General features: G+C 45.6%; 13 protein-coding genes and 1 tRNA gene. 10 read left to right on the forward strand and 4 right to left on the reverse strand.

Going from position 1 to position 14,562, the window contains the following annotated elements; all coding sequences use genetic code 11:
* The first annotated feature begins 395 nt into the window (after positions 1 to 395).
* From QT990_RS28990 to urtE, 10 genes are all read left to right on the forward strand, one after another.
* Positions 396 to 2,822: an ATP-binding protein gene (locus tag QT990_RS28990; RefSeq protein ID WP_333145641.1), complete on the forward strand. Its 2,427-nt coding sequence runs from the start codon at positions 396 to 398 to the stop codon at positions 2,820 to 2,822.
* 276 nt (positions 2,823 to 3,098) lie between these two features.
* Entirely contained in the window at positions 3,099 to 3,998 is a 900-nt protein-coding gene (locus QT990_RS28995) for a methyltransferase domain-containing protein (protein ID WP_333145643.1), read from the forward strand.
* 178 nt (positions 3,999 to 4,176) lie between these two features.
* A complete protein-coding gene (locus tag QT990_RS29000; RefSeq protein ID WP_333145646.1) occupies positions 4,177 to 4,905 on the forward strand; it encodes an HAD family phosphatase in 729 nt (242 codons plus the stop codon).
* Between the two features lie 120 nt (positions 4,906 to 5,025).
* Positions 5,026 to 5,098: transfer RNA gene (locus QT990_RS29005), tRNA-Ala, on the forward strand.
* A gap of 541 nt (positions 5,099 to 5,639) precedes the next feature.
* Entirely contained in the window at positions 5,640 to 6,965 is a 1,326-nt protein-coding gene (urtA, locus tag QT990_RS29010) for an urea ABC transporter substrate-binding protein (protein WP_333145649.1), read from the forward strand.
* A 538-nt stretch (positions 6,966 to 7,503) separates the two neighbouring features.
* The gene (locus QT990_RS29015) at positions 7,504 to 8,658 is read left to right on the forward strand and encodes an ABC transporter permease subunit (protein WP_333145652.1); all 1,155 of its coding nucleotides are present in this window, start codon (positions 7,504 to 7,506) and stop codon (positions 8,656 to 8,658) included.
* A 27-nt stretch (positions 8,659 to 8,685) separates the two neighbouring features.
* On the forward strand, positions 8,686 to 9,828 hold the full coding sequence (urtC, locus tag QT990_RS29020) for an urea ABC transporter permease subunit UrtC (protein ID WP_333145654.1): 1,143 nt from the start codon (positions 8,686 to 8,688) through the stop codon (positions 9,826 to 9,828).
* Positions 9,829 to 10,018: 190 nt separating this feature from the next.
* Positions 10,019 to 10,741 (forward strand): TIGR00266 family protein, encoded by a 723-nt coding sequence (locus tag QT990_RS29025; RefSeq protein ID WP_333145656.1) that lies wholly within the window; start codon positions 10,019 to 10,021, stop codon positions 10,739 to 10,741.
* Between the two features lie 143 nt (positions 10,742 to 10,884).
* On the forward strand, positions 10,885 to 11,631 hold the full coding sequence (urtD, locus tag QT990_RS29030; RefSeq protein ID WP_333101927.1) for an urea ABC transporter ATP-binding protein UrtD: 747 nt from the start codon (positions 10,885 to 10,887) through the stop codon (positions 11,629 to 11,631).
* A gap of 65 nt (positions 11,632 to 11,696) precedes the next feature.
* Positions 11,697 to 12,395, forward strand: coding sequence for an urea ABC transporter ATP-binding subunit UrtE (urtE, locus tag QT990_RS29035; RefSeq protein ID WP_333145659.1), 699 nt, complete (start codon positions 11,697 to 11,699; stop codon positions 12,393 to 12,395).
* 93 nt (positions 12,396 to 12,488) lie between these two features.
* Here the strand turns inward: urtE and QT990_RS29040 are convergent, their stop codons facing one another.
* The 4 genes from QT990_RS29040 to QT990_RS29055 form a co-directional block, all read right to left on the reverse strand.
* Positions 12,489 to 12,836, reverse strand: coding sequence for a type II toxin-antitoxin system mRNA interferase toxin, RelE/StbE family (locus tag QT990_RS29040; protein ID WP_333048285.1), 348 nt, complete (start codon positions 12,834 to 12,836; stop codon positions 12,489 to 12,491).
* A 1-nt stretch (position 12,837) separates the two neighbouring features.
* A complete protein-coding gene (locus QT990_RS29045) occupies positions 12,838 to 13,092 on the reverse strand; it encodes a hypothetical protein (protein WP_333036453.1) in 255 nt (84 codons plus the stop codon).
* Positions 13,093 to 13,108: 16 nt separating this feature from the next.
* Positions 13,109 to 13,849, reverse strand: a complete 741-nt coding sequence (locus tag QT990_RS29050; RefSeq protein WP_333145664.1) for a pentapeptide repeat-containing protein — start codon at positions 13,847 to 13,849, stop codon at positions 13,109 to 13,111.
* A 66-nt stretch (positions 13,850 to 13,915) separates the two neighbouring features.
* Positions 13,916 to 14,392 (reverse strand): chemotaxis protein CheW, encoded by a 477-nt coding sequence (locus QT990_RS29055; RefSeq protein WP_333145667.1) that lies wholly within the window; start codon positions 14,390 to 14,392, stop codon positions 13,916 to 13,918.
* Positions 14,393 to 14,562 lie beyond the last annotated feature (170 nt).

Here is a 14,562-nt window from a genome sequence, read left to right on the forward strand (position 1 = left end):
TGCCCATACATTATAATACATTGCTAATTTAAAAAAGTCCGTGTTTTCTCTGTGTTATTTATAATTATTTTGTTATACAAACGAGATAGAGATTAAAGATATCGTAAAGCAGTTACCTCAATTAGGTAAACCGAAGGTCAAAATATAAAGCTGATGCCAAAATAGAAGGCAAGGGTGCGATCGGAATAAGAATTTTTTGCAGCCAGGAATGCAAGTCATACCATTTTAAATTTGAGATTTGAGATTTGAGATTGCGAATGACTGATGCCTAGCAGGGTTGGGATCACCGGCCTACAGTTGCATTATTTTCTGAAACTCGTCTCACGACTTGACTGATATTAATTCTGCCGCATGACCAATACCGTTTGATGAATTTGATTCGGAGAGAACATTTGATGATGCAAAACCCAGCAAATCAAGCCGGATCAGTGTCTGCGCCGCGGCCACACCAAGCAAAAAAGCTGCGCCAATTTTGGGCAAACATCAGCAATTCTGCTCAATCGCAGTGGCAGCAAGCGCACAGTCTTTGGCAACACAGACGGCAGCGCCGCCATTTGCTGACCCTGCTAATTCTGGCCACCACGGCTTTAACGATTAGCACAACTGCTTGCATCAGCTATTTTTTTGTGCGCGGGCTAATCCTTGACAATTTAAAGCAAATAGCACTATTAAAACTAGAAAAAGGCACCGATGAAATCGACCGCTGGCTCAGCAGCCGCAAAGCAGAAATAGAAACCATTGCTTACGATCCTACGGTGGGCACTCTCAATTGGCAATTAGTCGAGCCCCGGTTGCAAGGAGAAATATACAGATTAAAAGAGTATTTCATCCTGTCATTAACTCAACCCGACGGCTCATTTATCAACACTTTAGGCAACCGCGCGAACAGCAAAGACCGCCAACACTTTCAAAAAGCAATGGCCGGACAGCTCAACGTTTCCGACCCGCTGATCGGCCGCAGTACAAAAGTTTCTACGATCATCATTTCAGCTCCTATTTGGGCTTTGCCCCCCGCTCCAAATCAAGTAATTGGAGTCCTATCGGGCAGCATTAAATTAGACCGAGTAACATCTGTCGCTAACAGCTTGCTGTACGGTTCTGACAGTTATGCTTTTGCGCTCAATTCACAAGGAGTGCCAATTGTTCATCCCAACAATAACTTAATCGGAAATATCGACCTGCCGACCCCAAGCTTTTTACAGTCAAAAGACCCCGCACTCTCCACAATTGCGCGACAGATGATCGACCGGCAGACGAACATCGAACTGGTAAAAATAGATAACAAATGGGTGTATGTGGCCTATGCTCCCCTCAAGGAAGTTAACTGGTCGATGGCTTTAGTAATTCCCCGCGAAAATATTGAATCCCAACTGCAAGCATTAAATTTGCTGACATCCGTAGTCGCCGGACTGCTCATCCCGGCAATGCTAGCAGCCATTTGGCTAATTTACTCCTCCGAAAACAATCGCGCTCAAGCGGAGCGAGAAGCCATGCTCAACCGGATTGCTGGACGCATTCGCGCTTCCCTGGAATTAGACAAAATTGTGCAAAGTACAGTCGAAGAAATAGTAAGTTTGCTGCACCTAGAACGGGCGGCTTTTGGTTGGTACAAACCGCAAGAAAACAGGTTACAAATCCTGTGGGAATGTTGCCCATCTGATTCTCCGACACAAGCCATAAAGTTTGAGTCTTACTTTCTCGAAAATGTGTTAGTACGGAGTGGTCAAGGCGAACCAATTATTCTTTCGAGCGACACTTGGGCGAAGGGTGTAACTCAACCGCCGGAACTTAAAGCTAATAGCTATTTAGCCGTACCTGTCCAGACTCAGAACCAGCCGCAGGGTTATTTAATTTGCAGCCACGCTACTCATTGGCTTTGGAGCAGGGAGGAAATCCAACTGTTAAAAGCTGTAGCAGACCAATTGGCGATCGCAATTACTCAAGCTCACCTTTACAGTCAAACCCAAGACCAAGTAAAACTGCTTAATAGTGCCTTAAATGAACTGAAAAAAACTCAAACTCATTTAGTGCAGAGCGAAAAAATGTCATCCCTCGGTCAAATGGTGGCTGGGATAGCGCACGAAATCAACAACCCCGTTAACTTCATTTCGGCTAATTTGCCTCACACCAGCAAATATACTAAAGATTTATTAGAGTTGGTGAGTTTATACAAAGAAGCCTTCCCAGAGGTTCCCCAGGAAATCGTAGATTTTACCGAAGAAATAGAGTTAGAATTTATCGAGGAGGATTTGCCGCATATATTGAATTCTATGAAAATAGGAAGCGAACGCATTCGCAGCATAGTTCTTTCTTTGCGAAACTTTTCTCGCCTGGATGAATCTGACAAAAAGCTAGCGGACATTCACGAAGGTATAGAAAATACCTTGCTGCTGCTCTCTAACCGCATTAAGAATAGAATTTATATAGTCAAGAAATACGGAAAAGTGCCTTCAGTCGAGTGCTATCCCTCTCAGCTCAATCAGGTGTTTATGAACTTGCTGAGTAATGCGATCGATGCCTTGAACGAGATCGATCGCCTGGATAAAATTATTACTATTTCCACGGGAGTAGTTCGCGAACATGGCGCTAAATTTCTGAAAGTGGCGATCGCCGACAACGGCCCCGGCATTCCCGACAGCGTTAAAGACCAAATTTTTAACCCATTTTTTACTACTAAAGAGGTGGGCAAAGGTACTGGTTTGGGGTTAGCAATTAGCTACAAAATTGTAGTGGATGGACACGGCGGCAGCATCAAAATTTCTCAGCCTCCGGGCGGAGGCACGGAACTTTTGGTAAAAATTCCTATTAGTAACGGAAAGTAATACCAGTGTAGATTTTAGATTTTAGATTTTAAATTTTAAATTTTAGATTTTAAATTTGGGAATGACTGATGAAATAAGAGTTGGGAGATTGTCTATAGTTGCATTATTTTTGAAAAAGGGTATAAGAAGGAAGTGGAAAGGAAGTCCACGGATTTTGTAACGTTGTAACGGAGGTAAGGGAGAGAAGGAAGAGAGAAGAGCGGCTCAACAGTTTTAATTAATGCTAAGTTGACGGCCGTTGGCTAAAATTAGAAGAGTTTTTGTTAAAGGTGTTTTATGGCTGTTGGCAAGGATACAATTTTCGAGCGCTTTTTGTCGCCCCTGATTCGACTGGCGATCGACGAACAAGCACTGAAACGACTCTACGAAGGTATCGACTGGGAAACAGCGGGCGATCGCTACCGACAACCCGATTTAGTTTATCCCGAATATTACAGCAGCCAAAACTTTCACGGCATTAAACGCGGCTACCTCAACCCCAGTGCCGCCGTTTCCTACGATCCCATCACGCAATATGTTTTGCCTCCCCACGAAACCGTCGTCAGGCAAGGCTTAATTGACGCTGTGCGGGTGAAACCGCGCCGAATCATCGATTTGGGATGCGGCACCGGTTCGACAACGCTCATGCTCAAGCAAGCCTTTCCCGAAGCGGAAGTTGTCGGGCTGGACTTGTCGCCTTATATGCTGGTAGTTGCCGACATGAAAGCGCAAAAAGCCGGCTTAAATATCCAGTGGTTGCACGGAAATGCCGAAAGCGTGGCTTTTGGCGATGCCAGCTTTGATTTAGTCGCAGCTTCCTTGCTGTTTCACGAGACGCCACCTGCTGTATCGCGGGCAATTTTGCGAGAAAGCTTCCGACTGCTGAAGGTTGGGGGACAAGTGGCAATTTTGGACGGAAACCAAAAAACTTTGCGGCAAACAGAGTGGCTGACTGATATCTTTGAAGAGCCTTATATTAAGTCTTACGCTGCTGGCAGCCTTGATGCTTGGGCGGGGGCGGCTGGATTCGCGGCGGTGCAAACTCACGAACACTGGTGGACGAATCAGGTGACGCAGGGCGTGAAACCTTTGCCTGGGGAAGATTTGGAACAGGCTAAGGTGGCGAGGGGGTGGAATTGGGGCGATCGAACTCCTGATGTTGATGGCGATTTACCGGGCATTCCAGCTCCTGCTTGATGTATTGTTGAGGTGTATTTTTCGCCCTTTGGGGGCGGGTTTCATAGATGGTTAGTTTTAGGTTGAGATGGTTGGTAAAACCCGCCCCTACTAACTTCCTAATGACTGATGATTAATGACTAATGACTAATGACTAATGACTAATGACTAATGACTAATGACTAATGACTAATGACTAATGACTCTAAAAGCAGTTTTATTTGATTTTAATGGTGTGATTGTTAATGACGAGCCGATTCACGAGAAAATCATCGCTCAATTGATGCTCGATGAAAATCTCCAGCTCAAGCGTGGGGAGTTTCGAGAAATTTGTTTGGGAAGGAGCGATCGCGCTTGCATTACCGAACTACTCAAGCGCCGAGGACGATTTCTGACAGAAACATATCTCGATCGACTGCTGCAGCGCAAGGCCCAAGCTTACAAAGCTCAAATAGATACTTTGGAGAAACTGCCGATTTATCCGGGTTTGGCAGAATTTATTGATAAAATTCGGCCCGCCGGACTGAAAATGGCCGTAGTTAGCGGGGCAATGCGATCGGATATAGAATTGGTGTTAAATCGGGCCGGTTTGGCCGCAAACTTTGAGTTAATTGTCGCAGGCGACGACTTGACGGCGAGCAAACCAGCACCCGACGGCTATCTATTGGCTGTGGAACTTCTCAACCAGAAATATCCCGACTTTAACCTGCAACCGATCGAGTGTTTGGCGATAGAAGATACTTTTGCGGGGATTGAAGCGGCGAAAAAAGCGGGGATTCAGGTGGCGGGCGTAACTCACACTTACCCGTTTCACATGATCCAGCGCCAAGCTAATTGGACGGTGGACTATTTTGCTGATTTAGAGTTGGATAGAGTGGCGGCACTTTGCTCGATCGCCCCCACTGAGCCGGCTGCGGAAAACACTTGACCTTTTTAGCAGTTACGTGCTAGTGTAAGTGACGGTCTGCGAACGTGAGAGCAAGCAAAACCTGTCAGCCTTTTAGATTCGGCAATCTCGCATCTAAAATGCTAAATTAAAACTCAATCAGGGGAATTAGCTCAGTTGGTAGAGCGCTGCGATCGCACCGCAGAGGCCAGCGGTTCGAGTCCGCTATTCTCCATAAATCAGGGGCATTTCTACAGGTGACGATCGTACTCCAAGCGAAGTGCGATCGTCACTTGCTTTGATACTCGCCTATGCAAGTGCGATCGACGCGGTTGCTGCCTAAGTTTTAACATCAATAACCTGTAAAGAGCGAGAAACCCGCTTTCTATGCAAGTGCGATCGACCCGGTTGCGGCCTAACTGGTAGCATCAATAAGATAATTTATGTAAAGAAACCGGGTTTCTAATTACACACTAATTGCTGAAAAGACGTATTTGGGTGTCTCAACCCGGTTTCAGAACAGAATGCAACGGTAGGTAAGCTCCAAAGCCTTATGTCATAAGTCAATCTAAAATCTAAAATCTAAAATCTAAAATGGTATCAGCCCGGTTTCTGGCGCAGTTGCCCTCAATCCCCACAAAACATTCATTTTGTCAAAAACAATAAGTTTTGTAGCTAAAAATACAACAGTCTGCTGGCGCGAGTCTTAATATCAAGTCACTATGTGTTATTATTCTCAATCATCAGACTCATCTGTTCAAGAGTAACAAGAAAAAATGACAAAGCGATTCGATCGGCGGAAATTTCTTTTATACGGTTCTGCTACCCTAACATCAAGTTTATTTCTAAAAGCTTGTAGAACTCCAACTCCAACAGCAACTCCCGCCGCTTCTCCTTCTCCAACTTCAACAGGAACACCAGCAGCAGCAGGTGGCGGAAACACGATCAAAGTAGGAATTTTGCATTCCTTGAGCGGCACGATGTCCATCAGCGAAAAAAGCGTTGTCGATGCCGAACAATTAGCGATCGAAGAAATTAATAAAGCTGGTGGCGTCCTCGGAAAACAAATCGAAGCAGTAATAGAAGATGGCAACTCAGACTGGCCGACTTTTGCCGAAAAAGCCAAAAAATTGATCGACCAAGATAAAGTTGTCACCGTCTTCGGCTGCTGGACTTCTGCTAGTCGCAAAGCAGTATTGCCAGTATTTGAAGAAAAAAATCATATGCTCTGGTATCCCGTACAATACGAGGGTCAAGAGTGTTCCAAGAACATCTTTTACACTGGGGCGGCGCCGAACCAGCAAATCGAACCAGCAGTTGACTGGCTGCTAGAAAATAAAGGGAAAAAATTCTTCTTAGTCGGGTCTGACTACGTTTTTCCCCGCACGGCAAATACCATTATCAAGGCACAGCTAGCAGCCAAAGGCGGCGAATTAGTTGGGGAAGATTACATTCCTTTGGGCGGGACAGAAGTCACGCCAATTATTACTAAAATTAAGGCCGCTTTGCCAGACGGCGGCGTCATTTTCAACTCTCTCAACGGCGACAGTAACGTAGCATTCTTCAAACAGTTGCAGGGTGCAGGTTTGGGCCCGGACAAATATCCGTCAATGTCGGTCAGTATTGCGGAAGAAGAAGTAAAGGCGATCGGCGTAGAATATCTTAAAGGCCATTACGCCGCCTGGAATTACTTCATGACTGTGGAATCTCCGGCCAATACAAAATTTGTGGAAGCTTTCAAGGCAAAATACGGCAAAGATAGAGTGACCAATGACCCGATGGAAGCAGCTTACATCATGGTTTACCTGTGGAAGCAAGCTGTCGAAAAAGCAGGGACAGCCGACGATTTGGAAAAAGTGCGGGCAGCCGCTTTGGGTCAAACCTTTGACGCGCCGGGGGGCACAGTAACGATGGATGTTAACCATCACCTTTCTAAATTTGTGCGGTTGGGCGAAGTTAGAGACGACGGTTTATTTAACATCGCTTTTGCTACACCACAAGCAGTGAAGCCGGTGCCTTGGAATCAATTTGTCGCTGAAACAAAAGGCTTTGCTTGCGATTGGTCAGACCCCGCAAAAGGTGGCAAGTTCAAAGCTTCATAAGTAGCTAATACCAATTTGGTTAACGTTGGTAACGTATCTTTTATCCCCCTAGGGTGTGTCTTTAAACCCGGAGATCCCCCCCAGCCCCCCTTATTAAGGCAGGGCGGTTTCATTCTCAAGAAAATCGCGATTTTGTAGGGGTAGTGCTACCCCTACTCCCCGTGCCTACCCCCTCCACAGACGACTTCACAGGCGTTTGGGACATGGGGGCAGCCACGGGGGGCAGCCCCTACAAGAGAATGAAACAGCCCTGCTTATTAAGGGGGGAGTAAGAGCATTCTTTCGTCAATCTCTACTCCCTTAATAAGGGGGGAGTAAGAGCATTCTTTCGTCAATCTCTACTCCCCTTAATAAGGGGGAACTGGACTCTTCAAAGTCAACCCCTACTCCCCTTCTTAAGGGAGATTTAGGGGGATCTAGACTCGGCTACAAGCGAAATATACAGAGGGTTTTAGTTCTAAGTTGACACCAATAGGGTAAAACCCGCCCCTAATTATCCCCGAACAAAGTTGATCGACTTGATGCAGGAGTAACAAAATTGGCGATATTAGATGGTTTATTTAACGGCCTTAGCATCGGCGCAGTTTTACTAATTGCCGCCCTGGGATTAGCGATTATTTTCGGGCTGATGGGCGTGATTAATATGGCTCATGGCGAGTTGATGATGCTAGGGGCTTATACAACTTTCGTAGTGCAAAATGTCTTCAAAGGTATCGGAGGATTTGCTTTTGAAACCTATATTTTATTTGCGATTCCCCTAGCTTTTTTAGTGGCTGCACTGGTAGGATTAATTCTCGAACGCGGAGTGATTCGCTATCTTTACGGGCGTCCACTAGAAACTCTGCTGGCAACTTGGGGCGTAAGTTTAATTTTGCAGCAGTTTGTCCGCAGCGTAAGTTGGGTTCTGGTAATTGGGATTGCGGTGTTTTGTTTGCTGTTTTTTGGCGGTTTGCGGGTGCTGAAATCGCGCCTAGATTTCGATCGCATTCGCAGCAAAATTATCGCCCTAATTTTGCCTTTATCTTTGGGTATTTCCTGGGCGGTGAGCGCGTTTTTAGGGCAAACTTACAAACTGGCAGTAACTCAACCTTGGTTTGGTGCTCAAAATGTGGATGTGACTGCACCGAAATGGTTGCGGGGCGGCATACCGCTGGGCAATTTTCAGTTGCCCTACGCCCGAATTTTTATTATTGTCCTCACCGGAATTTGTTTGGCGGGAATTTACCTATTTTTGCAAAAGTCTGTGTGGGGATTGCGGATTAGATCCGTGACGCAAAATCGCAGCATGAGTGCGTGTTTGGGAATTCCTACCGAACAAGTAGACGCGCTGACTTTTGCTTTGGGTTCGGGGCTGGCAGGTGTTGCTGGCTGCGCGATTAGTTTGATTGGTTCGGTAGGGTCAAATACCGGACAAAATTATATAGTCGATACGTTTATGGTGGTGGTTGTGGGCGGTGTCGGCAAGATTGTGGGGAGTGTAGTTGCTGCGATCGCGATCGGCACTGCAAATTACCTGATCGGTTCGGGAACATTAGCATTAATGTTCGCTCCTGTCAAGCCTTTAGCCGACTTCTTCACATTTTTCGCCACAACCAGCATGGCAAAAGTAATGGTATTCGCCTTAATTATGGCTTTTCTGCAAGTGAAGCCGGGAGGGATTTTCCCGCAAAAAGGGCGGACGGTAGAAAATTAAAAATTACAACTGCGAGTGTAGCGAAAAATGCAGAAAACACATCAAAAACCCTGGCTAAAAGAAGCGGCAATTGTCAGCGCGATCGCCCTCACATTCATCTTACTCCTCCCAGGAATACTCCCCGACGTTCGGCTAAATCAATTAGGGCGATTTTTAGCACTAGCAATTGCAGCCCTCGGCATAGACTTGATTTGGGGATACACGGGTTTACTTAGTTTAGGGCATGGGGTGTTTTTTGCGATCGGCGGCTACGCTTTCGCCATGCACCTAAAACTGCAAATTCCCCCAACCGCCAGCAGTCAATTGCCAGAATTTATGAACCTCTACGGCGTTACCGAACTCCCCTGGTTTTGGCAACCATTTTATTCATTTCCTTTCTCAGCATTAGCAGTAGTTCTCATCCCCGCCATCTTGGGCGCACTTTTAGGTTATTTAGTATTCCGCAATCGGATTCGAGGCGTTTACTTTTCAATTCTTACCCAAGCAGCAACCATTGTATTTTTCAATTTCTTTAACGGTCAGCAAAAACTGATTAACGGAACCAACGGACTCACCGACTTTAAAACCTTGTTCGGAGCCACAGTAAATGACCGAGATACTCAATATATTTTCTACATTCTCACCATACTATTTCTAGCAGCAACTTACGCCCTCTGCCGCTGGCTGACCAGCGGGCGTTTCGGCCGCCTGCTAGTAGCCATTCGCGACGACGAAGTGCGCCTGCGTTTCTCAGGTTACAATCCCACAGGCTACAAAGTTTTAGTCTTTGCAATTTCCGCCGGTTTAGCCGGGATTGCAGGCGCATTATTTACCGTACAAACCGGAATAATTTCGCCAAAAGCAATGGATATTGCCTTTTCAATTGAAATGGTAATCTGGGTCGCAGTGGGAGGCCGCGCCACATTATCGGGAGCAATATTGGGAACACTGCTAGTCAACTTTGGTAAAAGTTTCTTGAGCGAACAATTCCCCGAAGTTTGGCTGTTTTTCCAAGGTGCGCTATTCCTCATAGTAGTCACTGTGCTGCCCGACGGCTTAGTCGGATGGCTGCAACATCAAGGTTTCGGTCAAATCCGCAGGTTGTTCAGAAGACCTAAGTACGCATCTACTTACCCCAGCCTGGAACAAGACCCCCAAGTGCAGCTCGAAAAAGAAGAACTTGAACATTGAGTGAAAAAATATCGTGTAATTTAGAAGGAGGCTGACCTAAATAAATGTCACCTACAACAGACAAACAAAGCAATCGCCATAGACTTGGCAAACGCTGCGTTTATCTCTGTCTGAGGAAACGCAATATATATGTCCACCTACTTAGATATCCGTAGCAAGTAGCTTCGTTCTTTAACTTGAGGGGCAACATATGGCAGATATTATTGACTACAAAATCTACGGCGACGATTTGCAACTCATCGAGATTGAACTCGACCCCAAAGAAGGTGTTAGGGCTGAAGCTGGAACCATGACATACATGGAAGGCGACATCCAAATGCAAACATCCACAGGCGGCGGCTTATTTCAAGGTTTCAAACGAATGCTGACAGGAGCTGGTTTTTTCATTACCACCTTTGTCAACGCCGGAAATCGTAAAGCCCGCGTAGCTTTTGCCGCCCCCTATCCGGGTAAAGTAATTCCCCTTGATTTAGGCCAACTTGGCGGTAAATTTTTGTGTCAAAAAGACTCATTTCTCTGTGCGGCCAACGGCATTGACATTGAGGTAGCATTCACCAAGCGGCTCGGTGCCGGTTTCTTTGGTGGAGAAGGTTTTATTCTGCAAAAATTGCAGGGTGACGGGCTAGCTTTTGTTCATGCGGGAGGAACAATAGTTGAGAAAAATTTGGGAGTTGGCGAAGTGTTGCGAGCGGACACTGGTTGTTTGGTAGCTTTTGCGCCGACTGTAGATTACGATATTCAGTTTGTGGGCGGGTTTAAAAATGCTCTATTTGGCGGTGAAGGCTTGTTTTTAGTCAAGCTAACCGGGCCTGGAAAAGTGTATTTGCAAAGTCTGCCGCTCTCGAAGTTAGCTGAGCGAATTATGGCTGCTTCTCCACCTCCAGTGTCGAGCAGTTCTAGCAGTTTTACTTGAGAGTAAACTGCCAGCAAAAAGTAGTAAGTTGGGTGTCACGGAAGGGGAGACAATCTCCTTAATAAGTTAATAAGGGAGGATATTTGCCTTCCGCACCTACAAGAGCTATGGGTTGTTGTCCATTAGTGAGTGACTTGTTAATTATGAATGGAAAAGTATTAGAAATAGAAAACTTGACTGTGAGTTTTGATGGTTTTAAAGCCATCAACGGTTTAAATTTCAGCATGGATGCGGGCGAACTGCGAGTTATCATTGGCCCCAATGGTGCGGGTAAAACAACTTTTCTCGATTCAATTACCGGGAAGGTGCAGCCGACAGAGGGCAGGGTGTTATTTAAGGGACAAAATTTACGCAAGTTGTCGGAAGATAGGATTTCGCGCTTGGGAATTGGCCGCAAGTTTCAGACGCCGCGAGTTTACTTGAATTTAACGCCACGCGAAAATTTGGAATTGTCTTGCAGCCGCCATAAAAATGTTTTTTCGACTTTGTTCAAGCCTGCTTCGGCTGCTGAAAAACGCACGGTTGCGGGTTTGTTAGAAACAATTGGTTTAGTTGCTAAGGCTGATATTTCGGCTGGTTTGCTTTCTCACGGGGAAAAGCAATGGTTGGAAATTGGAATGTTGGTGGCTCAATCTCCTGATTTGTTGTTGGTAGATGAACCTGTGGCGGGTTTGACGGATGAGGAAACGATGTTAACTGGAGAGTTGCTGATTTCGCTGGCCGAAAGTCATTCGGTGTTGGTAATTGAACACGATATGGAGTTTGTGCGGCAAATTGCGCGGCAGGTGACGGTGTTGCATCAGGGTGCGGTTTTGTGTGAGGGGACTATGGATGAGGTGCAAAATGACGATCGGGTAATTGAGGTATATTTGGGAAAACCTGAAGAATAGTTATTAGTCAACAGTTATTAGTCAACAGTGAACAGTTAACAGTCAACAGTCAACAGTCAACAATTATGCTACAAGTCTCTAATTTGAATGTTTACTACGGCGAAAGTCACATTTTGCGCGATGTCGATTTAAGCGTAAATGCTGGGCAAATGGTTTGCTTGATCGGCCGCAATGGTGTGGGCAAAACTACTATGCTAAAAACGATTATGGGGTTGCTGCAACCGCGCAGTGGCACTATTGCTTTTGGCGGAGAATCTATTGCTTCTAAGTTGACTTACCAGCGGGCTAGATTAGGCATTGGTTATGTGCCTCAAGGGCGTGAAATTATTCCACGTTTGACGGTAAAAGAAAATCTTTTGTTAGGTTTGGAAGCGAAACCAACCAAAACCAAAAATCCTGAAGTTCCTGATGAAATTTTTGAGTTATTTCCGGTTTTGAAAACTATGCTCGATCGCCTGGGAGGTGATTTGAGCGGGGGACAGCAGCAGCAGTTAGCTATTGCTAGGGCTTTGATGGGTGAGCCGCAGTTGCTGGTTTTGGATGAACCGACGGAGGGGATTCAACCATCCATTATTTTAGACATAGAAGCTGCGGTGCGCCGTGTGGTTGCGACTAGGGGGATTTCTGTTTTGTTGGTGGAGCAACATTTGCATTTTGTGCGGCAAGCTGACTGGTATTATGCTATGCAAAAAGGCGGGATTGTGGCTTCTGGAAGCACTAGCGAGTTAAGTGATGAGGTGATTCAGAGGTTTTTGGCTGTTTGAATAGAATTGAAGGAAGGCACGACAAGGATTTGGACGATGACAGCGAGCGCATCAAAGAGCAAGAAGGGCAAGCGTTTAGATTGGAAAAATGGCCTATTCGTCTGGGTTCGCTTGGTATTCTGCGATCGCAGTTTGGATTTCCTCGGCGGAGACATTTGCTTGTTCTGATTTCGAGTAAATCAGGTGTAAAACAACTTGAGTCGGTGATTCAACTTGATAAATCAAGCGATAACCGCCGCTCTTACCAACTTGGGAATCACTGTTTTTAGCCCGGACTTTGTAAACGGTGTATTGAGTCCCTGTAATCTGGTTTCCTATGAAGTTTCCTTGGATAAGCTCATCAAGGACTGGCTGAATATCGGTTTGAATTTGGCGATACTTTTTAGCGAGTCCTTTGAGGCGACGTTTGAAAAGTACCGTGAATGTGACTTGGACTGACATATCAGACATTGATACCGTCCCAGAGTTCCGATATGGGAAAGGTTTGTCCCGCTTTGGCTTGGTGGAGGGAGGCTTTCAGATCGGCGAGGATTTGCTCGTTGGAGTCGGTATCTGAGTCAAAATCTGAGTCGAAGTCTGGGGCGATCGCGGATTGTGTCCGACTGGTCAAAAATTCCAGAAATGCCAGCGTTTGCTCTAAAAGTGGCTCAGGAGTCCGTTCGATCGCTTCGAGAAGGCGTTGTTTAATCGGCGACATAAGACTACCTCTATTATTAATTATTTTTTCTGCCGTCGGGCATTGTGGTGCCGGCCATACTTGCTCGATCGATACTAGCGCCATCTATATTAGCATTGCGGAGGTTGGCCTCGGAAAGATTGGCATCTCTCAAGTCGGAAAATCGCAGGTCTGCACCGTCTAGATTTGTCTTTGTCAAGTTAGCTTTTCTGAGGTTAGCGTTGCTGATTCTCGCTCCTACTAATTCGGCTCCGCTTAAGTTTGTGCGAGCTAGATTGGTGTTGACAAAATCTGAGATCTCGAAGCGACTACCGCTGAGGTTGGCATCTGATAAATCTGCTCCTGTAAGGATGGGATTTTTTAAGTTAATGTTAACTAATTTTACGGCTCGGAGGTCGCAGCGGGAGCAGCTTTGAGTTAGCAGCAGCGTTTCGACGTTGGCGTTGATTTGGTCGATTTGTTGCTGGGAGAAATTTTCGGCAAATTCTGGGGAGACGTAGCCGAGGTTTTTGGGGTCGGCTGGTTTTGGTTGGGGTGTTTGGATTGGGGGTGTTTGGATTTGTTGGGGTGTTTGGATGGGTTGAGGTGTTTGTGGTTGGGGTGTTGGGATTGGTTGGGGTGTTGGGATTGTTTGGGGTGTTGGGATGGGTTGGGGTGTTGGGATGGGTTGGGGTGTTTCTATTTGCCCGATCGCACTTAGTTGCAGCCCCACCTTCGGCAAATCGAGAGTTGCTGCAAAAATTACTAGGGCGATCGACATTATTGTGAGTTTTTTCATAAATCTCTAACTTTTTGTTTGCCAAAATACCATTTATATGGTATGATACCTCGAAAAGTGAACCCTCTACATTTCGCTAAATAGATCGAAATTCAGATAAAAAACTTCGGAACCATCATGTGCGCGAATTAACTTTTCTATTACCGGAGGCAGTTGCTGTTGACGGTACAATTCTGGAATCTCGCAGAAGCTTTCTTCGGTAATTTCCAAAATTTTTGGCATATTAGGAAGGGGAATCCCCAACCGATCGCTTTTATTTAAGGTACAAATAATCAGGTATTTGCAGTCAGCAATGCTCGGACTGCTGGGAAATATTGTGGATAAATTAATTATGGTAATCAGTTCTTCTTGATGCCGCAGTAAACTATTACCGTTAGGTAAAATACCGTAGACATTAAAGTTTTTAACAATGCGTTCCACACGCTCAATAGGAACAGCATAGTAAATATTTCCTAGTTCAAAGGAAACCATTTTTTTAGGGGCAATTCTAACAGTGGCTTGTTTCTTGCTCCGAAATCGGCGATTGTAATTGGCGTGAGTCATTCGATTTTAGATTTTAGATTTTAGATTTTAGATTGACGATTATTGGATTGAAGATTATTGGATTTTATACCAATTTAATGTGAAGTTGCACATCATATCTCGATCCCCCTAAATCCCCCTGATTGTTGGGGAGTAGGGGTTGACTTTGAGAAGAATCTTGTCCCCCCCTT

The organism is Microcoleus sp. T3_B1 (assembly GCF_036700445.1).
Taxonomy (GTDB): domain Bacteria; phylum Cyanobacteriota; class Cyanobacteriia; order Cyanobacteriales; family Microcoleaceae; genus Microcoleus.